This window comes from Pseudoalteromonas sp. Cn5-37 (assembly GCF_021532495.1).
Lineage (GTDB): Bacteria > Pseudomonadota > Gammaproteobacteria > Enterobacterales > Alteromonadaceae > Pseudoalteromonas > Pseudoalteromonas simplex.
In genome coordinates this window covers 1-21,306 of record NZ_JAKGBA010000033.1, presented here as the reverse complement: position 1 = coordinate 21,306, position 21,306 = coordinate 1, and the positions used below count along the sequence as shown (strand labels likewise).

The 21,306-nt window shown below is 40.8% G+C and carries 17 protein-coding genes; 5 read left to right on the top strand and 12 right to left on the bottom strand.

What is annotated here, in order from left to right:
* Positions 1–26: 26 nt before the first annotated feature.
* The 11 genes from L1266_RS19830 to L1266_RS19780 all read right to left on the bottom strand — a co-directional run bounded on the left by L1266_RS19830 (position 27) and on the right by L1266_RS19780 (position 16,150).
* Positions 27–2,729: a TonB-dependent receptor gene (locus L1266_RS19830; protein WP_235378207.1), complete on the bottom strand. Its 2,703-nt coding sequence runs from the start codon at positions 2,727–2,729 to the stop codon at positions 27–29.
* A gap of 77 nt (positions 2,730–2,806) precedes the next feature.
* The gene (locus tag L1266_RS19825) at positions 2,807–3,787 is read right to left on the bottom strand and encodes a DUF4880 domain-containing protein (RefSeq protein WP_054553566.1); all 981 of its coding nucleotides are present in this window, start codon (positions 3,785–3,787) and stop codon (positions 2,807–2,809) included.
* 5 nt (positions 3,788–3,792) lie between these two features.
* On the bottom strand, positions 3,793–4,308 hold the full coding sequence (locus L1266_RS19820) for a sigma-70 family RNA polymerase sigma factor (protein ID WP_054553565.1): 516 nt from the start codon (positions 4,306–4,308) through the stop codon (positions 3,793–3,795).
* Positions 4,309–4,420: 112 nt separating this feature from the next.
* The gene (locus tag L1266_RS19815; protein ID WP_138617823.1) at positions 4,421–5,704 is read right to left on the bottom strand and encodes an HlyD family type I secretion periplasmic adaptor subunit; all 1,284 of its coding nucleotides are present in this window, start codon (positions 5,702–5,704) and stop codon (positions 4,421–4,423) included.
* Positions 5,701–7,413 (bottom strand): type I secretion system permease/ATPase, encoded by a 1,713-nt coding sequence (locus L1266_RS19810; RefSeq protein ID WP_235378206.1) that lies wholly within the window; start codon positions 7,411–7,413, stop codon positions 5,701–5,703. Before L1266_RS19810 ends, L1266_RS19815 begins: the two co-directional genes overlap by 4 nt.
* The gene (locus tag L1266_RS19805; protein ID WP_235378205.1) at positions 7,410–9,305 is read right to left on the bottom strand and encodes a hypothetical protein; all 1,896 of its coding nucleotides are present in this window, start codon (positions 9,303–9,305) and stop codon (positions 7,410–7,412) included. Before L1266_RS19805 ends, L1266_RS19810 begins: the two co-directional genes overlap by 4 nt.
* 54 nt (positions 9,306–9,359) lie before the next feature.
* A complete protein-coding gene (locus L1266_RS19800) occupies positions 9,360–9,998 on the bottom strand; it encodes a heme acquisition protein HasA (RefSeq protein ID WP_187489367.1) in 639 nt (212 codons plus the stop codon).
* 106 nt (positions 9,999–10,104) lie between these two features.
* Positions 10,105–12,051 carry a choice-of-anchor tandem repeat GloVer-containing protein gene (locus tag L1266_RS19795; protein ID WP_235378204.1) on the bottom strand — a complete coding sequence of 649 codons (1,947 nt, stop codon included), beginning with the start codon at positions 12,049–12,051 and terminating at the stop codon, positions 10,105–10,107.
* Between the two features lie 17 nt (positions 12,052–12,068).
* Positions 12,069–14,573 carry a TonB-dependent receptor gene (locus L1266_RS19790; protein ID WP_235378203.1) on the bottom strand — a complete coding sequence of 835 codons (2,505 nt, stop codon included), beginning with the start codon at positions 14,571–14,573 and terminating at the stop codon, positions 12,069–12,071.
* Positions 14,574–14,674: 101 nt separating this feature from the next.
* Entirely contained in the window at positions 14,675–15,640 is a 966-nt protein-coding gene (locus tag L1266_RS19785; RefSeq protein WP_235378202.1) for a FecR family protein, read from the bottom strand.
* Positions 15,641–15,646: 6 nt separating this feature from the next.
* Positions 15,647–16,150, bottom strand: coding sequence for a sigma-70 family RNA polymerase sigma factor (locus L1266_RS19780; protein WP_200909101.1), 504 nt, complete (start codon positions 16,148–16,150; stop codon positions 15,647–15,649).
* A 286-nt stretch (positions 16,151–16,436) separates the two neighbouring features.
* On the opposite strand from L1266_RS19780, the gene exbB reads away from it, so the two are divergent.
* From exbB to L1266_RS19755, 5 genes are read left to right on the top strand one after another with little or no spacing between them, the layout of a single operon-like run.
* The gene (gene exbB / locus L1266_RS19775) at positions 16,437–17,309 is read left to right on the top strand and encodes a tonB-system energizer ExbB (protein WP_235378201.1); all 873 of its coding nucleotides are present in this window, start codon (positions 16,437–16,439) and stop codon (positions 17,307–17,309) included.
* Positions 17,310–17,313: 4 nt separating this feature from the next.
* On the top strand, positions 17,314–17,745 hold the full coding sequence (locus L1266_RS19770) for a biopolymer transporter ExbD (RefSeq protein WP_235378200.1): 432 nt from the start codon (positions 17,314–17,316) through the stop codon (positions 17,743–17,745).
* On the top strand, positions 17,745–18,599 hold the full coding sequence (locus L1266_RS19765; RefSeq protein WP_138617835.1) for an energy transducer TonB: 855 nt from the start codon (positions 17,745–17,747) through the stop codon (positions 18,597–18,599). The genes L1266_RS19770 and L1266_RS19765 overlap by 1 nt, the downstream gene beginning before the upstream one ends.
* Before the next feature lie 23 nt (positions 18,600–18,622).
* Positions 18,623–19,228, top strand: a complete 606-nt coding sequence (locus L1266_RS19760; RefSeq protein WP_235378199.1) for a biliverdin-producing heme oxygenase — start codon at positions 18,623–18,625, stop codon at positions 19,226–19,228.
* 13 nt (positions 19,229–19,241) lie between these two features.
* On the top strand, positions 19,242–19,658 hold the full coding sequence (locus tag L1266_RS19755; RefSeq protein ID WP_235378198.1) for a YbaN family protein: 417 nt from the start codon (positions 19,242–19,244) through the stop codon (positions 19,656–19,658).
* Between the two features lie 296 nt (positions 19,659–19,954).
* On the opposite strand, the gene L1266_RS19750 is transcribed toward L1266_RS19755, so the two are convergent.
* Complete coding sequence (locus L1266_RS19750) at positions 19,955–21,097, bottom strand: response regulator (RefSeq protein ID WP_235378197.1); 1,143 nt, start codon at positions 21,095–21,097, stop codon at positions 19,955–19,957.
* Positions 21,098–21,306: the final 209 nt, after the last annotated feature.

Below are 21,306 nucleotides of genomic sequence, written 5' to 3'. Positions count from 1 at the left end.
GGTCTCCTTGCAGGTTTTTCTGGCAATTAAAATTGTAAAGTTAAGCTAAGCTTGGCTGTGCGCCCTGGGGCTGGCACAAGTCCTAAGCTCAATGCGTCTAAGTAGTAACGATCGGTAATATTATCGATAGTAAAATCAAGGCTCGCCGTATCGTTAAATTGGTATGAACTGTAGAAATCTAAAAGGTTATAGCTGTGCCATAGCACAGGCTCATTAAAACCTGTTGGTGCGTTGTATCGAGGAATTGAGTTTCTCTCGCCCATGAAGGTAGCGCGTAAACCAGTCTCGAATTTTTGATCAAAAAGACGTAACCCTAAATGCAGGCTGGCATGCCAGTTAGGCGGGATCATATTATTGATGTAACTCTGTGTGATCCCCCAATCAGTACATTCATAACGCACGTAGCTACCATCATTACACACTTCAATATAAGAATATTTAGTACCACTTAATTCAACTAACCAAAAAGGTGCTGTGTAACTAAAGTTAAACTCAACACCATTAAGATCTAAACTGTCGATATTGCGCATACGAAATAAATCGAGCAAACCGCCTTGTGATTCCTCCCACGCATTTGGTTGTGTTCGAGTTAAATAGTCATCTACATGATTCTCGAAATAGGCAAGCTTGATAGCCAGTTGATCTGTGTTATTCGCTATTTTTTCGTTTAAATAATTAATACCCAATTCTTGGTTTTTGGCATGCTCAGGCTTCAGAGATATATCAAGCACAGGGCTCGCAGACAAACCAGAGGTACTTTCAAACAAGCTTGGCATACGTAAAGCTTCTGCGTGTCTAATGTATAATTGAAGACCGTCTAACGCTTGCCACGTTAAAGCTATAATCGGCGCACCACCTGAGTGACTATTCTGATAATTGACAGGAACACAGCCTCCTTGCCCATCAGGTGTACATGCAGGGTTATTAGGCTTAAGTTCTAAAGGGTTATTATCTTTTGAAGAGAAATGACTAAAGCGGAACCCTGCTTCTAATTGCCACTGCTTTGTAATTTGCCAATCGACAGCGCTAAAAGCACTAAACTCTTTACGCCAACCGCTTCGTGAACCTGCATAAGAATTATCTGTTTGGACCGTATCGGTATCCATATCTTCCCACTGCCCGGCTATGCCATAGCTCAATGCAAGTTCGCCATAATTGTAGAACATCATTTTATTACTAAATTCAGCACCCCAACGCTGATAGTCATCTTCTCGGGCTATGTTGTCGGCAATATCAACTGAGCCGGGACGAGGTGTATTAAGATCTGTAATCGCATCTGTGTGCCACAAATTAGCCGAAAAATCGGCCCAATCATAAGTAAGCGGTTGCCATTTGTATTTTAATGTATAGGTATGGTTTGTTACTTCGCTGTCAAGCCATTGTCTTGCTTGACCAAAAGAGCGGATTTGCGAAGGCATCATTTCGCCATATTCGCTGTTATAAAGGATATAACTCATCTCTAAGCTATGATCTTTTGGCATCACCAAGTTCGTTTTAAGTAATACCGACTCACTATTGAAATTTGTATTTGGTATACGCTCATTAGCACGAAATCTTGACGCACCTTCCATAGAGACTGGAGTCTCGGTATACCAAGCCATTTTAACCGGCTCACCATAAATCAATTCGGGTTTAGGGCCATGGCTACCTGCATAATAATTGCCTTGTTCACGCTTAGCGTAAGCACCAACTAAGTCACCCCAACTAAAGCGTTTTGCTGCAGCAACACTCCCCGCGTAACTCGAAAACTCTAACAAACTAGGTCTGTCCATTCCTTCTTCGGGGGCAAAATGCTCTGGCATCAAGTACTGTTCAGTACAATATGTTGAAAAGCGACAATCTGAGCGATAGGCATTACGAGGTAGATAATAGCCTGCATAGGTTCCAGGCTGAGGTACGCTTGAGCTATTACCTATGGCACTCGCTCTTAAACGCACACCTGACAGCTCCCCTTCTTTGACAATATCGTCTGCATTAAGAGTGCTAACACTCACTAATCCGCCCGTCGCACCGGTCCCTTGCGCGTCCATAACAGGGCCTTTACTAATCGTCATTGAGCCAATTAAATCAGGGTCAATATAACTGCGGCTAGAGACACCTGAATACCCTCGATAAACAGTTGTTTCTTGGCGACTTCCATCAATAGTAACTGGCACACGGCCTTGACCTTGCATACCGCGGATATTGATGTCTAAACCACCTGAGTTACGGTTCTCACTGACTAATACCCCAGGTGTACCTTGGAATATATCGCCAACACTGGTACCGCGAAATCGTTCAATATCTTGCTGAGTGATGACGTTTACCGATTTTGCCTCGGTATAGGTTTTATTTTTTAGTTTATTGTGTTGTCCCTGAACTTGAATAGTATCAAGAGCAATCACATCTGATTGTGGCTTAGCTTTAATGATCCAAGCGTTTTGAGCAATCAAAAACGCTTCTAATGAGGTTGATTGTAAAAGTTTATTTAAAGCAGTTTCTGTGCTGTAGCGTCCTTTAAGCTCTAATACAGAGATATTTTTTACGATTTGCTCATCAAAGCTCAGTGTGATCCCTGCTTGTCGTGAAAGAAGCGTTAATGAATCACCTAAATTACCTGCAGGTAAGTCAAATTGAACTAATGTGAAATTAGCTGAACTAGCTGATGATTGCGCCGCATAAATTGGGGCCACAGACAACAGGCTCGAAACAAATATGGCACAGCTAGTAAGCAATACACGAGACGGCATGTGAGTTTCCTTTTTTCGTTACATACCTATAAAGCCGAACGAAAAATGAAAAGCCGTAAAAATAAATGAGAATTATTTTACTTTGGCAAAATTTCAGCCCAGAAACGGGTCAGATAGTTAAGCTTTGCACCCACTGATTGTGCAACAGTTGATAAAATTAAATCTGTATCTGAAAGCTGAAATACACCAGAAATTAGCGTGTCGTTTAAACTTGGATGGCAACGAATATGGCCGCTTCGATAACGAGCCAATTCGTGTAAAAAATCGGCAAGCGGCATGGCTCTGGCAGTGAGTAGATTTTGACGCCAACTACTGTAATCAAAAACCCCAGAATTTAACGTAAATTGTTTATTGGAAAAGAGTTGATACGTTGAGCCTGCTTGTAGGGATAAACTGTTTTCACCTGCCGCTGCACTATAATGCAGTAGGCCTTTGTTTACTTGTACAATCGCATGGCTTGCCTCATGACGAACAAATACTTCTGCGTTTTGAGTAGCAAATACACCATGCGGAGTGTGCAGTTGAACAGGTGCATCAATAGCTGCGGTTTTTAAAAATAACTCACCTTGCGTGAGCGTAATAGAATTACTCTTGTGCTCATCAATTTCTACCGTACTATGGCGGTTTAACCACAGTTGGCTATTTTTGAAAATAGTAAATTCTTCGCGACTATCCCTGGTTGATAAATCGGCACTTAAATAATGACGAACGCCTTGCTGCTCAACTAAAAAAGCCACACCGGCTACACTTAGTGTCGTACCAAGCGCGCTTTTGAGCAAACGTCTACGCTGCAGATTATCAATTTCATGGTCTGTTTTTTGTAATGTTTCTCGTGCATACCCGGCGGACTTAACAGCAACATCACTAAATGCTTTATCAAGGTGTAGTAACCGAGCACATGCCAGCTCATGTAATGGATCTGCACTGCGCCACTTCACAAAATGTGCCTGCTCTGCCTCACTGATGCTGCCAGATTCAATTTTAATTTGCCATCGAATTGCTTGTTGAACTATGTGTTCTGGAATATGAGCTTGATTGTGATTGAGTCTAAAATTCATCAGATTTAGCTGTCAAAATAAACAAGTTGGTAGCACTGTAGTGTTGCTTTAGCGATATATTTTTCGACTGAAGATAAACTTACTTTTAGTTCGCTTGCGACATCTTTATAACTCATGCCATCCAATCTAACCATTAAAAAAGCTTTTTTTTCTTTTGCTTTCAAACCCGTGAGTAACTTGTCAATTTGCTCAAGTAAGTTAAGCAACTCTAATTGCTCTTCGGGCGAAAAGTAGTCAGACTCAGGCATTGATTCGAGCATGCTTTGATAATTACGTTCAAGCACTTGCCTGCGTAATTGATCTGTCATCAAGTTACCAGCAACTTTCGTAAGCCAGGCACGAGGGCTACGCATATCATCATAAAGCATTGGCTTATTTAACAATTTTATAAACGTATCTTGCGCCAGATCCTGGGCATTATCAGCACTACTTGTTCGCTTAGCAATCCAACGAACTAACCATTCGTGGTGTTCTTGATACAGCGAGTTGAACCCAGTTCTGTTAGTGGTCTTGCTAGTCAAAATTTACAAAGTCCCGTTGCGTGGCAGGCGGACATTATAAACAATAATCATTCTCATTCAAGCTAATTTATTAGGTAAACCTTCTTAATTATTAATTAAAGTGAAATTCTTTTTAATTATCAGCCATTGCATGAGGAATACGATCAATAAAAGGTTTAAACAAATAACTCAGCATCGAACGCTCTCCATTTTTAACAAATGCTTGAACTGGCATCCCTGGCTGTAACACCAAATCTTTTAGCAGCGCTTGTTCATTGACGCGAATAGTTACTTGATAATAAGGTTGCCCAGTTCGTTGGTCGTTGACAATATCTTGTGTCAGGCTATCTATATTGCCTTTTACCTTTGGCGTGGTGCTGGTATTAAAAGCATTAAATAGCAAATCAACTTCTTGACCAAGTAAGATGCTATCAATTAGATGAACTGGTACTTTCGCATCGACAATAAGAGTTTGGCCTTTAGGCATTATTTCCATTAATAATTGTGATTGGGATACTACATCACCAAACGCATTAAGGCCTACGACTTGCCCCGCTGCTGGTGCGCGAACTTCACTATTATCCAGGCTAAATTGAGCCGTAATGATCTGCTGTTTGAAATGACTAATACTTGCTTGATTGGTAGCCATCTGTTGACTGAGATCTTGTTTGTAAGCTTTTATTGTCTGTTGTAATTGAGTGTCTTGCTCTAATAACCTGGCCTGTTGTGCTTTTAGTTCTGCTTGTGAATTTGCTGAATCAGCACTGATCTCCGCAGCTTGTGCCTGTAATTGATAAAGTTTTTCTTGTGATTGATAGCCTTTATCAACTAAAGCTTGTGTGTCTCTAAGCCAGTTTTTATATACCGCCAATTGCTGTTGCTGACTGGCAACCACATTTTGTAGGCCTAAAATTCTCGATTGCGTAGTGTGTTTGTTATTTTCTAACAGTAAGAGTTTAGCATCCTGTGTTGCTTTTCTTTGTACAAACAATTGCTGATGCAAGCGCATAGCCTCTTCGGCTTGTGGTAATGCTATTTCGGTTAGCGCTGATGAATAATGCAACTTCGGCGTTTGTGTAAACTCAGCATATAAACGTTCCTTTTCTGCCAGTGCCATATAATATTGAGTTGTTGCGGCCTCAAGCTGACTTTTAGCGACTCGGTTATCGAGGGTCACTAAAGGCTGATTTTTCTCAACCCACTGACCATTTTGCACTAACAGCTGGGCAAGCACCCCACTTTGTGGAGCTTGTATTTGTTTTTTTCTTCCAGATACAATAACTTGACCTTCAATCACAGCACCTTTATCCAGTGGTGCAAAGGCTCCCCAAAGTAAAAAAACACCCAAACTTAGTACCGTCATAATCCAGCCCCAAAGAATGTATTTACGACCTGCTATGCCGTGTTGAGCATTCATGCTATTGCCACTCCCTGTTGACTTTGTTTGGCTCTTTGCATGGCGTTTAATACGTTTTCTTTAGCGCCAAATGCCTGAACATGGCCTTTGTTTAGTAACAAAATTTTATCGCTCATAGCTAAAATATTCGCTCTGTGAGTTATGAATATCACACTACTTCCAGCTTGCTTTAACGTTTTGATTGTTGCTGCTAACGCAGCCTCACCGCTGTCGTCTAAATTCGCATTTGCTTCATCTAAAATAACCACCTTAGGATCAGCATACACTGCTCTTGCAAGACCTATGCGCTGTTTTTCGCCGCCCGATAAACCGGTTCCGGCTTCACCTAGTTGCGTTTCATATCCATTACTTAACTTGAGTATCATGTCATGGACCCCAGCCAACTTCGCGGCTTTAATCACCAAGTGATCATCCACCTCGCCAAATCGTGCAATATTTTGCGCGATACTGCCTGCAAAAAGGCTCACATTCTGTGGTAAATAACCAATAAAAGGGCCTAAGCTTTGTTTATTCCACTGAAACACATCTGCGCCATCTAATCGCACTTTTCCTATACGCGGCTCCCAAATACCGCATAGCATTCTCGCAATTGATGATTTACCAGCACCTGAGGGGCCTATAATGGCCAAAATTTCTGCTGGTTCAAGCTCAAAACTAATATTTTTAAGAACAGGATGCTGAGCCATTGGTGGGATTAAAGTGGCGTTCTCGATGGTTAATTTACCGCTTGGTTTAGGTAAACAAAGCCCTTCCTTTACTGATGGATATTGACATAACAAGCCATTTAAACGTTGTTGTGATTGCTTAACTGATTGCCATTGTTTAAAAGCACCAACCAATTGCTCAACTGGCGAGAGCATGCGTCCTGCCAAAATAGAGCCCGCAATCATCATTCCAGCTGTTATTTCTCCCGCAACAGCTAACCATGCGCCTGCACCTAGCATCATTGACTGTAATGCGAGTCGTAAAACTTTACTGGTTGCAGTAAGCACAGAACTTAAATTACTCGCTTCACTTTGATGGCAAATTCCAGCCCAGTGCTCTGATTGCCATCGTTCTTGTAAATTTTGCTGCATACCCATGGCTTGAGCAACTTCGGCATTATTAATGATATCGCTGGCGAGTCTGTTAGCATTTGTAGTTGCTTGAGAGGCTAAAACTAGAGACTGTTTAGCCCATAATTCATTTGCTAAAGCTAAAGCAAATAACACTAAACTACCAACCAATGCGAGCGTGCCCAATAAAGGGTGAAAAAAGAACAGAATGACTAAGAAAATAGGCGCCCAAGGCGCATCAAAAAAGGCAAACACGCTACTCCCAGTCATAAACTGACGAACTTGATTAAGATCGTTAATCAGTAGTCCTGAGTTAGCGTTACCAGTTTTAAGTTGATGCTGATATAACGCATTAAATACACGGTTGTGTAAAGTTTTATCAAATTGCTGACTAATGCTTATTAATACTCGGCTCCGGATCCACTCCAGCCCCCCCATTAATAAGAAAAATACCGCAACCATCGAAGAGATTAGCCATAAGGTGTCTAAATTTGCTGAGCTCAAAACGCGATCATAAACCTGCAACATGTAGATTGCAGGCAACAGCATTAATACATTAATGACCGCACTAAACCCTGCAACATGATAAAAACTGCGCATTTGCAGCTTTAAAGCATCTTTAAGTGGTTTACTAAGCGCTTGCGAAGCGTTCATTTAAACCTCGTTGTACGAACTGGTTTAAACAATGCTGCCGCAGTTAACAAAAACAGCCAACGCCAGTCTAAACTGCCGCCATTACCATAGCTAAGTGACTCACTGTCTTTTGCTTTTGCTTCTGCATCCACATACAAGGTTGCTAGGGCAGCAAAACGACTATTCACATCGCTATCCTTACAATTAACTGTCAATGTATAAACCCCTGTCTGTGGCGAAATAACCATACTGCCTTGCGGCTCTAGTGGCGAATCAGGTTGCCAGTCGCCAATCACTGTTTCCCCCGTTGCTTTACAGTCTGTTGCATTGAAACTGGACCAAGTCACTTCGGCTTGCTCTCCTTGCTTTATAGACCCTGGAGTTATGCTGATTGACACTGAGCCTGTCGGCTGTTGAGCACTTAAATCTACTTCAAATACAGTACCGAATTTATCATTGAGGTATTTATTACCAGAATTATCGGTGTACCCTCGGCCACCATATAAAGTGGTGCCGTATAAGTTACCGTTTGCAGCTAACATAATACCGGTTGGCACTTTGCCGTCGGCATCAACATCTATCCCCGCTTTAAAAGAGTGTACATGTTCAAAACCACTTTCAACGACCACGCCATTTTCAACTTTAATATCAGCGAGGCGAATGCGATAAATGGTGCCATTCCCGGTTACTTCCCCAAATTGTGAAGGATATGGGTTACCTTGCTTTACGCTTATAACTTCATCTTTATGGACACCGCCCCCCATCGTTGTACCATAAAGGTAGCCACTGTCCGTAATCGCCATTGGTCCGCGGGGCTGACTGCCATCTAGGTCACTAAATGTATGCACTAACACAAAATCAGAACCATCTTTTTTTACTCTAAATACAGAGCCAAAAGGGTTACTGCCATCATAATGAGGATATTCTGTATGGATGAGGTTTTCTTTATCGGTCACAGAATATAAGTCATAGCTACCACCACAAATGCCATTATCAAATTTTGCCTCTTGCTGATTATGAACGATTATTCCTTTTGTTTTACAAGTACCTACCGACGTGGTGCCGTATAAATAACCTTGTTGGTCTTCAACCAAATAGGTGGCTATACGCGCAGCTTCACCTCTTGTCCACGGAACTTCTCCCTCGGCTAAGGTAAACTCGTGTATAATTTCAGGGCTTTGTACTGGGTCGTTACTTAAGTCCATTGCGTAGAGGGCGCCGACAATAAAATCATCATCAATCGAGAGTGTATCTAAAAATGGTGTGCCTCTGGGGTAGGCCAAATAGCCAAATAATGTATTACCACTCAATAACATACCTCCCGCACCAGTATAATAGCCATGCGGGTTATTGTTAAAACGGTGCATTTCAATCAGGGTGTTATCGGCGTCTAAGCGCATTAACCGCGAGTAAGATTCGCCGTCTGTGTCTATAAACAGTAGCCGCCCCTGCTGATCAAAAATAGGCTGAACGTTAGGTTGACTGCTAAGCTCTTCCTCACTGTTATCAAAAACAATATTTTTATTACTGCCATCTGAGTGAACATAAAAAATGTTACCATCTAAATCAATACTATAAAGCCTATCGAGCTGTGGATGCTCAGCAAAACCCAAGTATGATTTAATATCTTTAGCCAATGAAAAATAATGACCTTGCACCGGCGCCAGCCCCCACATATTTGCTGCCCTAGTGTCGTTACCAAAAATATCTACATGTCCTGTGGATGATATTCCCAGTAGTTGGTCTCGCTCAGCATTATAGATAGGGGGTGCATAGGGTTTCCCAGCCGTAGGCCAACCTTCAGGGCCACTATAATGAAGTGAAGTCAGGTAATTTACACTAACATCGTCAACCGCCGTGTTAGCAAGGCAAGAAAGCGGCAAAGTGAATAAAAAAATGCAGAGTGTTTTCATAGCTAGCTCAATAAATTTTAAGTAGCACTGCAGCAAAGCTACAGTGCAGTTAGATTATGCAACGAGTTCGTATTCGACAAAGCTTGAAACACCAATAGTGTCAAGTGATGCAAAGCTAGCAGCACCAGTGTCGTTTAGGGTTAAGTCAATTCCATTGTCAGATAGTAAAGTAGTGAAGTAATCAAACTCCGCATCTTTTAAGCCATCTACAATGTTATGGGTGGTATTGTCACCGGTTGTACGGTCAATCACATTGCCGCTTGCATCAATACCGGCATTTAAGCCTATGGTATCTAGACCATCGAAACTAACTAACTCATCAGTGAAGCTGTATTCACCGTTAGCATCTTGAGTGATGCCGTAACCAAAGGAAATTGAGGCAATTTCACCGTAAATTGTATGAGATGGGCTAGAGAAGAAGGTGTAATCTAAGTAAGAACCATCAGCAGCCTGAATGATAAAGCCTAGGCTGCCATCGCTTGAAGTGCCCTCTTGCACAAATTGCGTGCCAGAGAATGTGCCAAAGCTCCCCCAAAAACCTAAATCTACAATAGGATCTGGATTTTCAGTACCAGCGAAACTACCAATGCTTTCATCGTAAGTTGTATCGGTAAAAAACTCACTTGCGTAGGTGAAAAAGTCATTTAAACTGCCGTAGCTATAATTTGCACCATATGAAACTTGTATAGACATAATATTTCCTTTTCTGTTTTTGTAATGACCTAGAGGTCTGAAATAGTCATATCAATTGCGCGCCAGATTGATATGACTGGGTTAATTAGCAAAACTGGTTGCTAATTTAGCTTTTAATTTTGTTACGAAAGCGCCTACCAACTAATAAGCCAAGAGCCAAGATTACACCGCCAAATGCCCCACCACTGCTGCTATTATCTTCCGGTTCAGGCTCTGGTTCTGGTTCTGGCTCCGGTGCAGGATTAACTAAAATATCCAAAGTTTGAACATAGTCAGTTTGGTCGTTATCTTGGCAAGTTAGAATGTATGATTTGTTGCCATCAGTGCTTGGCTCGATAGTTTCGGTACCACTGGTTTCTTTTGTACCTTCCCAGTCACCACTAGCCGTACATTGGCTTAAGTTAGATGTTTGCCAATTTAACTCTACGCTTTCTCCTAAGGTGATTTCGGTAACTGAAGAAGTAAAGTTCAGCTCTGGTTTTGGATTTACAACCACATTAACTAACTGAACATGTGTTTTTTGGTCAGTGTCTTGGCAACTTAATAAATAAGATTTTTCACCTTCAGAGCTTGGCTCAATTGATTCAGTACCACTAGCTTCTTTTGCACCTTGCCAATCGCCACTGGCAGTACATTGGCTTAAGTTGGTTGACTGCCAGTTGACTTCAACACTCTCTCCTAAAGTTATTTCAGTGGTTTGAGTATTAAACTCCAAGGCATGCTCTTTTACAGTGAATTGATATACGCTTCCTGTGTCGTTTACCGCGTCGCCATTGGTGGCACCGTAAATAATTTGTTCGCCATTCACTAGCGCACCAGCAGTTAAACCTACTGGTAAAGGTGAAGCTTGATCTGCAAAGTGGAGTACAAGCTGAAAATTGTCTTGCTCTTTATCAAGGTCACGTGCGTCTGTACTTAGATTAATACGAAATAGCACACCTGAATTATCGTCACTGCCTCCGGCGGTTGTTGTACCGTAAATGTTTCCATCTGCTGCAACTACAAGTGGGCCCGCTGGCGTTTTACCATTTAGGTTTGTTTCTGCTTCATCTTGTTCTGAACCAAATGTATGTAACACGGTAAATGCGTCTAAATTGGTTTTGTGGGCACGCCATACTGTTTTAGCTGACGTTCCGTATAACCAATCACCGCTTTCTACTAACGAGTTGGTTGCTAAGGTATGGTCATCAATAAGACCATGTAGGTTATTAGAAAAGGTTTTTAAAATTTGTACTTCTGAGCTGCCATCCGTTTTAGCATTAGTTAAATCTAGCTTAAACAAGGTGCCGCTTGGGAAGTCGCCATCTTCTAGGCCTTCGGTACTGCCTGCTCCATCAGACTTTGAAGATTTATGTGCAAGGCCATATATAGCATTATCTTGCTCACTGTATATCAGTGAGGCAGGCGCTTCACCTTTAGTAAAAATATTGCCCTGTTTGTATTCATCACGGCTAAAGTCAATCAGTACTGCGATTTCACCTTCACTATTAAGACGCAGTAATGCACTATAATCACTACCTCGTTCATAAGCGGCAAAATAGATGTTGTCTTGTGCATCTATTGTCATCAAGCCTTGTACTCGGAAGTCTCCGCCATTAATACTAGAGAGATCCAAATGCGATAGTGCATCCTCTATTACTTCGCCTTCACTCCATTTGAATAATGTTCTGTTTGCGCCACCGTAAACAACTCCCTGACTATCAACCACGGTATTCGTTACAAAGGCTAGCGTGTCGTTATTAACTTCGTTTATATATGTGATGTAGTCGGTCAACTCGCCTTCAGTTAATTGGGGAGTGAAGCTATAAATACCCGACTGCGTTAGCGTGGCAAAGTCACTACCACCACCAGAAAGAAAAGTACCTATTAATTTACCATTTTGGGTATTTAATGTTGGTGGTTTTGCAGGCATCATGCCTTTATCGCCGCCCATCATAATGGTCGGCGGTGTACCAAATGCATGTAATTGTTGTAGGTTAATTTCAGCTGCACTTGCAAGATTTGCGCTAAATAATGCACTGGTAATAAGGGCTAGCTTAAAGGTATGTCGCATTTTTATTCCTTTATTATTTAAAATGTTGCGGTTAATTGAGCAGTGGCGGTGCGCCCAGGCGCAATCCAATATGAAGTACCATTTGCTTCGGCATAATTGAGATCGGTCAGGTTGTCGACCGACATACGTAATTTAAACTGTGATGTAAATTGATATTCCAACCAAAAGTCATAAACTTGCCAGTCAACAACGTCTTCATAAGCGCTGCCACCACGACCGTCGTTATCTTCGTAACGCATTCGAGCGCCTAACTTTAAAGTGTCTTCAAATAACTTTAAGCCTAGGGTCAATGCACCACTGTGTTTTGGTGGAGGGATATAGTTCAAGCTTCCCGATCCAGCTTGACCCATACTTGTTTCTGGATAACCTACTTGGCTGCCGAGAGGAAATGGATCATAGCCTCCCTTGCCAAGGTCAACATTCATTTTGGTGTAATTAAGCTCAGCAAATAGCCTTTTTGATTCATAATCAGCTTGCAGTTCAAGGCCATCAAAACGGATTTCATCTTGTAAATTGACATAACTCAATGTCATTCCATTGTCATCAATAGAAGTAGGTCTCATCACGCGACCTTGGACAATAAAGTTATCGATGGTATTTTCGAACCATGCTGTTTTAATGAATAAATCGTGGCCTTTGGCTATATCAAGCAACTCAAAATTAAGACCAATTTCATTATTCCAAGCTTCTTCAGCTTCAAGTCCAGGGTTTGGGTAAAAAGGGAAAGAGTTACCAACATGAGCACCAAATAATAAGGTCTCTGTGATTTCAGGCGGCCTGACTGCCTGAGCTGAACTTAAGTAGCCTTGTATTTTATCGTTAAAGCGATAGGCTAAACGCATATTTGGTGAAAGGTAATTTTCATGCCGGTCAACGTCAAAGTCGGTATAGATCAAAGTGCGACTAGGCGAAACTCCGGGAGGGTTAAGAATGTAACCAGAGTATATTTCTCCACCTCCTTGCAGTGAAAATTGCTCATAGCGCAAACCTGATTCAAAAGAAAAATGCTCGCCGTATTGCCATTCTGCTTGAATATAAGCACTGCCTAGAGAGCGATCACCTTCAGGGGTTGCACCTGTAAACCAAGATGGGTCGCCAGTTCCTGGCGTTTGCTGTATTGCTTGAGGCTCTGTCCAGTCTTTAAAATACTCGCCGCCTAAAGTAACTAATAACAATGACTCATGTTGTGTTAACCAATCATGCTTGAGACTAAAAAAGGCAAGATTATCAACAACCATACCTAGGGTGTTGGTTTCATATTGCAATTTAAACTCGCCGTAGGGATTGCTGCTTTCTCCCATTTCATAAACATGCTGACGCATTTGAGTGCGGTTGTAATAAACACTGGCATTAAGATTGAGGTAATTTGAGTTTGCAGCCCATGTGTAATCTAATTTAATCGTATCGTTATTAAGTGAACTGCTACTTTCGGGCTCTGCATCTACTGATGTGGTTGAGCCTTCTTCAAAGTTGCCATAAAAGCCGATATAGCTAAGTTTTACTGACTGCTCTTTATTTATTGTGTAATCAGCTTTGAGTAATGACGACCAGTTATCTTGCTCGGTAAAGTTACTCATTGCGCTAAAGTAATTACTAGAATCAGCATTACCACCATGTTGGCCTGGCTTAAAACGACCAACATTCTTATGCCCTACCGCAGCAACAAGTTCTAGATCTTTTCCCACACGCACAGTAGACGCTAATAAGCCTTGCATGTGATAGGCATTGTTGCCAGATGAAATGGCTAGCTTAGTACCATGATCTTTACCGGGAGCCGCCAAATCATCAAATTCAAGCGTTTTAAAATTTACAACACCAGCAATCGCGCCAGCACCACCACTTTCGCCTACTGGTCCCTTTGCAATTTCGACACTCGACAGTAATTGAGGATCTAAATAAACCATCCCATTGGCACCATGACCACTTCGTTTGAAGTTCTGCCTAGCTCCGTCAATCATCACATTAACTCGACCAAAATCTTGTAAGCCACGAACATTTACTGCAACCCCAGGCTCCTGCCGAGTTTGGGAAGTGGTAACACCTGAAACGTTATAGAAAATATCTGATGTATCACGTGGGGCAATACGTTGAAGCTGAGCTTGATCAAGTTGAGTATTTGAGGAGGCTGATTGATAAATTTCTATACGCTTATTAGATGTAGCCTGAACTTCTAAGGTATCGAGTAAAATATCACCATTTGATTGGGCTAAGAGTACACGTATAACATAACTTCCATTAGCCGTTTTCTCGGCATACAAGCCAGTCCCTAAGAGAAGCTGTTGGAATCCTGTATCAAGTTCGAATTCCCCTTTTAGACCAGTTGATTGCAGATCGCCAACTTGCTTAGGATCAAACTGCAGCAAGATGCCTGTTTGGAGGGCAAATGTATTAAGTGCCTCAGCCAAACTACCTTGAGGTATATCAAGTTGGTGGGCTTGATCCGCTAACACCTTTGCAGAAAATGTAAATTGCAGGCATAGCAAGACTGTAAAAATTAAACGCGATAAGCGGCCTTTTAACATAAATAGTTCTCATTATTTTTTAGAGCTATTAATAGGACGCAGCAAAATCAAAAAGCAGTAATAAAATTTATTAAATAATGAAATTAATTTTATAATTTATTTTATTTCAATGAGATATACTCAAAATAATTGGCGACAGAGGTATGGGTCACCGCGGGTTCTGACGCTATCATCTGTAGCGCCATAGCAATATTGTCTGTTGGGTAAACACCTGAAACTCGGATATGTTCAAGTGCGGATTGGTTGTAAATAAACACGCCTTGATAATGAGGCTCAAGCAAACTTAATAACCTAGCTAAACTCATATTATTAGCAACTAACCTATTATTTAACCATGCTAATTCTATATCGGGGTTTGCAGCTGTTGGCCCAATGAGGTGACTATTAGCCACTGACATTGCTTGACCTTCCTTACCTACGACACATTTTTGAGCAGGTAAATAGCACAGCTCTACTTTTGATTCACTCACAACGACAAAGGTATCTTGTTCGTGGCGTTTAACAGTAAATTGTGTCCCCAAGGCTGTTGCCGTTGCTTTATCTGTTTCCACCACTAATGGCCAACTTGAATTAGTTTTTGCCACTAAATGTATCTCTCCCTGATTCAACTTAATCAATCGTTGCTTAGAACTAAATTCTATATCCACTTGGGTTTGCGCGTTGAGAGTCAGTATGGAGCCATCTTTAAGCTCAACAGTTTTTTGCTCCCCTTTTAGAGTGTAATAATCAGAACTGATTCCTGTTAGACCTACATGACTGGCTATAAGACCAAACCCGACAAAAAGTGCCGATAAAACGACCGATTTAGCAAAATGATTAGACTTAGGCTTATCTTTATCTAGTACCCTATTGAGGATTTTCGAATCAAAATGGCTGTTATCAGTGCTGTCAAATTCGCGCCACAGTGCTTGCAATTCTGAGTAAGCTTTTTGATTTTCAGGATCGGCTTTGAGCCACTGACTATGGGCTTGAATATCGGCATCGGTGAAGTTGTCAGAATTGAGTAAGACACACCAATTTGCGGCTTGTTCAAGCTTAGATTTGTAGTCTGGGTACTGTACGGACATTATGGCTTAATCGAGTAATTGACTGTGACAATGAAGCAATGTTTGAGCGATATATTTTTGCACCATACTCACCGATATATTCAGTTCCTGAGCAATTTCTTGATACTTCAGACCATCTAACCTTGCCATTAAGAATGCGCGCCTTGGTTTATCTGCTAACCCTTCAAGTAAGCGCGATAACGCCTCTAGTTTTTGAATCATTTCATGCACTTCTTCACACGAAGGGGCATATTCTTGTGAAGACTCTAACTGAGCTTCAAGGTAGGCTTGCTCAATGCGTTTACGTCTTGCTTTATCGATAATTAAACGATTTGCAATTGTAGCAAGGTAAGCACGGGGTTCTTTCACTTCAAATAAATCAATTGACGAAGTCAGAGCACGAATAAATGTGTCTTGTGAAAGGTCTTGTGCATCATGATGGCAATGAAGGTTAAGTTTCTTCTGTAAAAACCTTAATAACCAAAATTGATTGTCGCGAACAAATAGATCCATACCGGTGTAATTAAGCACTGCGGTTCCCTACCAACAACGGCAAATGATAACAATTATCATTACCGTATCATTGTTATTTATTCAAGGCAAGTTTGTTGTTTAAAATATGATAATTACTACTTTTGGCTAATCTCTTTTCAAAACATTCCATTCAATCAGAGAATTACAACGAATCGCTTAAGGCAAATGCCCGCCGTCGACAAAAAATTTTAATTTTTATTACGGGAAAATGATTTTGGTGCGTCTTATTAAATATGACGTTTATTTTTTTCGCCATTTTTGTCAGTTGGCTGGAGTAGATTTAATGAAATTTGGAGTAGTGCTTTTTGTGGCTCTTGTTGGCTTTTTTTCCGGGCATAGTTATTCATCTGAGCAAGACCCAGCAAATGAAATAGTAAGCCAAGTAACTAAATTAGATAACCCACAATTAGCCGATAGCGCAGCTTTTGTTAGTCATGATTTGTCGCCTTGGGGAATGTATTTAGCGGCCGATGTGATTGTTAAAACCGTTATGATTGGCCTACTACTAGCTTCAATTGTGTGTTGGGGTGTTTTTATCGCGAAGCTTATTTATCTTAATAAAAGTAAACGTGAAGGCAGGGCTTTATTAGTCAAACTATTAAATAGTCATAACTTAAAAATGGCAGAACAAGGTTTAACTCAAGAGCCAAGTACGGCAAAACTATTAATTCAAGCTTGCCTACATGAGCTTATCTTAAGTAGTAATAACGCAACGACAAGTGATGCATTAAAAGAGCGTGTTGCAGCTCGATTAGATAGGGTAAAAGCCGAGCTATCTGCAGATATGAACAAAGGAACGGGGGTTTTAGCAACCATTGGTTCTGTTGCTCCATTTGTTGGTTTGTTTGGTACTGTTTGGGGGATTATGAATAGCTTTATTAGCATCGCCAAAACACAAACAACCAACCTTGCTGTTGTCGCGCCAGGCATAGCTGAAGCATTACTTGCAACAGCTCTTGGTTTAGTTGCAGCAATACCCGCAGTTGTAATGTACAACTATTTTTCACGCTCTATAACAGCCTATAAATCGCAATTGTTAGACACAGTGACTGTCATAATGACAATCCTTAGCCGAGACTTATCAGCAAAAGATTCTCAAGCAAAACCATTAGAGCAGTTAATTGACTATCAGCAAATCAAAGCTGCAGGGAAATAAAGCAGTGTCTTTTAACTTACAACAAGATGATGAAGAACTAGTTGAACAACATGACATTAATGTCACGCCGTTTATTGATGTTATGTTGGTTTTACTGATTATTTTTATGGTTGCTGCACCATTAGCAACAGTTAGCGTGCCTGTTGAACTACCCAGTATTGATTCTGAAACGAAAGCCTCTGAACAAAAACCAACTTACCTTACATTACAAAAAGATTTGTCTTTGGTTATTGGTGAAAAGCAGTCTGTCGCGAAAACCGAACTAGTTGAAGCGTTATTGCAGCAAAAAATCACTAATGAGCACGCAATTTTGATCCGCGCAGATCGCAGTGTGGATTACGGGGACTTTGTTGATTTGCTGAATATTCTTTCTAAAGCAGGCTATAAGAACATTGCGTTAGTTGGGCTAGAAAAAACACAAGCGAGTCAGCAGTAATGAGCATGATAGCTGGCCAGCCAACGCTTAGAACAGGCTATCGTAAATTACAGTTACTCTGTGTTTCAACAGTATTAGTTGTTCATCTATTGGTTGCAGCCTACTTTATTATGAGCCCAGCAGTTGCAATAACACAAACGGCAAATGCCGCAATGCCTGATGCCGTCGTCATTAGTATGGTAGCCGCACCTAAAGTACCCAAAAATGCACTACCTGAGGGGCCTGAACAACAGATGGCAAGTCAATCCTCAGCTGAGAGTAAGCCTAAACCCAAACCAAAAGAACAACCAAAAGTCGAGCAACCAGAGCTTATCGCCAAGCAGTCTGAAATTAAAATTACAAAGCCTAAAGTAACTAAAAAACCCAAAGTAGCTAAAGTTGAAAAAGTGCAAGAAACAGCTGTTGATGACGCTAAGCCTGTTAAAGAGAAAGTTGAACAGACAAAACAAAATTCCCAGAACGACAGCGCTGTTGCACAGACAACTGCACCAAAATCAATTGATGCAGCCCCAGCAGAACAGCGTACAGGCCCAGTAAGTAATGTATTTAGCAAGCAACAAGCTGAGGCTAAGCAGCGCTGGCAAATGCAATTATCAGCTCACCTTGAAAGACGTAAACGCTATCCTCGAATGGCAAAACTGAAACGTCAGCAAGGCGTACCTTGGGTCAAATTTACAATGGATCGAGAAGGCCAAGTAATTGCAGTCTCTTTATTTAGAGCAAGCGGTGTGTCATCCCTTGATGAAGAGGTACTTGCTCTGGTCAAACGCGCAGAACCATTACCCTTACCCCCAGACGAAATAACAGGTACTACATTAACGCTCACCTTACCTGTTGAATTTTTTATAAATTAAATATTAGCTACACGGAGTTAATCATGTCTTCATTGGATATGGAAACAATTAAAGAGAACACTTTAACAGCCCAGTTTAAAGCAGAAACATCTTCTATTCATGATGGTTTAGATAAAGCGATTATGACTAAAAGGCCTTTTTCAAGCATTGAACGCTATGCATTGTTTTTACAAGTACAGCTAGCATTTCATATTACGGTCGCCCCTTTATATCATGATAAAAGGTTTCAAGATTGCATTGCAGGGCTTGCAGGTATGCAGCGCTTAGATGCTGTGTACGATGATTTATGCGATTTATCATTTAAACAGCAGGCCGATGAAATTCGTAAGCAATACGCTGATAAGCACACATTCTCATTTGAACAAGGCTTAGCGTGGTTGTATGTAGTTGAAGGCTCAAACCTCGGTGCAGAATATTTATTAAAAGCCGCCAAACGTATTGATTTATCAGAGACATTTGGCGCTAGACATTTAGCACCAGCCGAGCAAGGCCGCGGTGCTGCATGGCAACAGTTTTCTAATTCAATCAATAAAATAGAGCTTGATGATTTACAAAGAAAAAATGCGCTTATTGCTGCTCAACAAGCATTTTCGTTTGTTCGTGAGCTAGTCGATAAAACATTTGCATAAGCCAAAAATAAAAATGAGCAGCAACAAAATAAAAAACGCACACGGAATGACTGAAGGTTCCAAAGTACTGAAAGTACTATTCTTTCTGACAGGTTTAATTTTTACAGGGCTTGGAATTATAGGTGCGATTCTACCCGTGATGCCTACGACTGTTTTTTTAATTGTTGCTGTTTATTGCTTTGGGCGCTCCTCATCGCGGTTCGAAGCCTGGCTTTTAAATCATCGCCATTACGGACCAACATTAAGAAACTGGCAACAATATGGCGCGATTTCGCGTAAAGTTAAATGTATTGCCTGTGTGGGGATGGCAATAGGCTTCATATTATTTTATCTTGGTGCGTCACCAGCGTGGCCGCTTACAACAACAGTCGCTTTGTTTATACTATTGTCAGCTTGGTATGTCTTATCAAGGCCGGTTGCAAATGAGTAAGAAACTCACGTTAGCTGTTTAAAGTTACAGCTAATACTAATCTGCAATAATACTTAATCATTTTAAGGGATTAAACCCACGATCTGCGTTAAAAATTTCTGCTTTACGAGCGCATGGATGCAGAAGGTAGAGCAATCAAGAGGCAATTGCCGAGCACAACTGAATAACGAAATTTTTGCCTTGTTATCAACGAGGTTTTATTGCCTCAAAATAGACCACTTTATTAAGCGAATTGGTATAATTCGATATCGTAAAATTGTGTTTATTTTTAAATTGCTCTTTGAATGAAACATAAACTAATTTTCTTCTAACCATTGAGTGATATCAGTAATAAGCTGGGTAAGTATTTGCTCTATTTCTATAATAGTTTTCTCAAGGTTTAAATTGCCTTGGCTCGCTTTTTTTTCAACGTCAGCGAATAAACTTCTCAAGTGACTGGCACTTATTTCTCCGCACATCCCCTTTAAGGCATGTGCAACCTGACGAACTTGCTCACTATCTTTAGCATTAATTTGGCTTTGCAATTCTTTAAGCCTTAGCGGCGCTTTAGTAATGAACATCTCGCATATTTTAATTAATAAGGCTTCTTTATTTAAAAGTCTAACCAATGCTTGCTCACGATCCCAAAGAGGCTCTAAATTACTTTGTTCAGTACTAAGCGAATCTCCCTCGTAATTCGATAAAGACCACTTAACAACTTTTGACTGAACTTCGTGAGCTTGGATAGGTTTACTAACATAATCACTCATTCCAACTGCAATACACTTTTCCTTCTCACCAGCCATAGCACTTGCCGTCATTGCTATGATGGGAATTTGTGCATAGTACTGACCAGCCTCTGCGGCTCGGATTTTTTCACACACTTCATAACCATTGAGAACCGGCATTTGGCAGTCCATTAAAATACAATGAATAACTTCGTTACTCGCTTTAGAATTTAATAAAATTTCCAGCGCTTCTTGACCATTTTGAGCAGTAATAACCTCTATAGGCAATCCATCTAAGGCGCCAAGTGCAACTTCAATATTTATATCATTGTCATCCACAATTAATATTCGGCAGCCTTTAAGTTGGGTTAAAACATCTGCTGTTATGTCATTTTCTGTCGTTCTGTTTTCACTCAGCAAATAAAGTGGCTCATTTTCTGATACTTCAAAACCTGCAACTCTCAATAAATTAGTTTGTGTAATTGGTTTATTAAGGGATGTAACTTTTGTATCGAGCGCCTTTGGAAGGGGGTTAGTTGGTAGATGCAGTAAAATTATACGGCCTTGTTCTAATGTATTCGCGAGGCTATTTACCAGTGATTGAGGGTTTATCGCTTGAATACTTTCATAATCAATAAAAACATAATCAACATTGCTTGTATGTTCATCAGCAAGTGTGTTTATGTCGCTAACTTTAACATCAGCCCCATATACTTTTAGTAACTTTTGCATCACATCATGGCATTGCGAGTTGTTACTGATCAATAAAATACGTTTATGATTATAATAGTCTGAAACATCTGGTTTAGGGGCTCGCGAATTCAACCCCGAAGTGCACCACTCGCTAAATTAGGCCGCATTGCGTAATTCGTTAAACACAACGACAGGCTGTTTGTAACCTAGGCACTTTCTAGGTCTGGCGTTTAGCGCACGTTCTATAT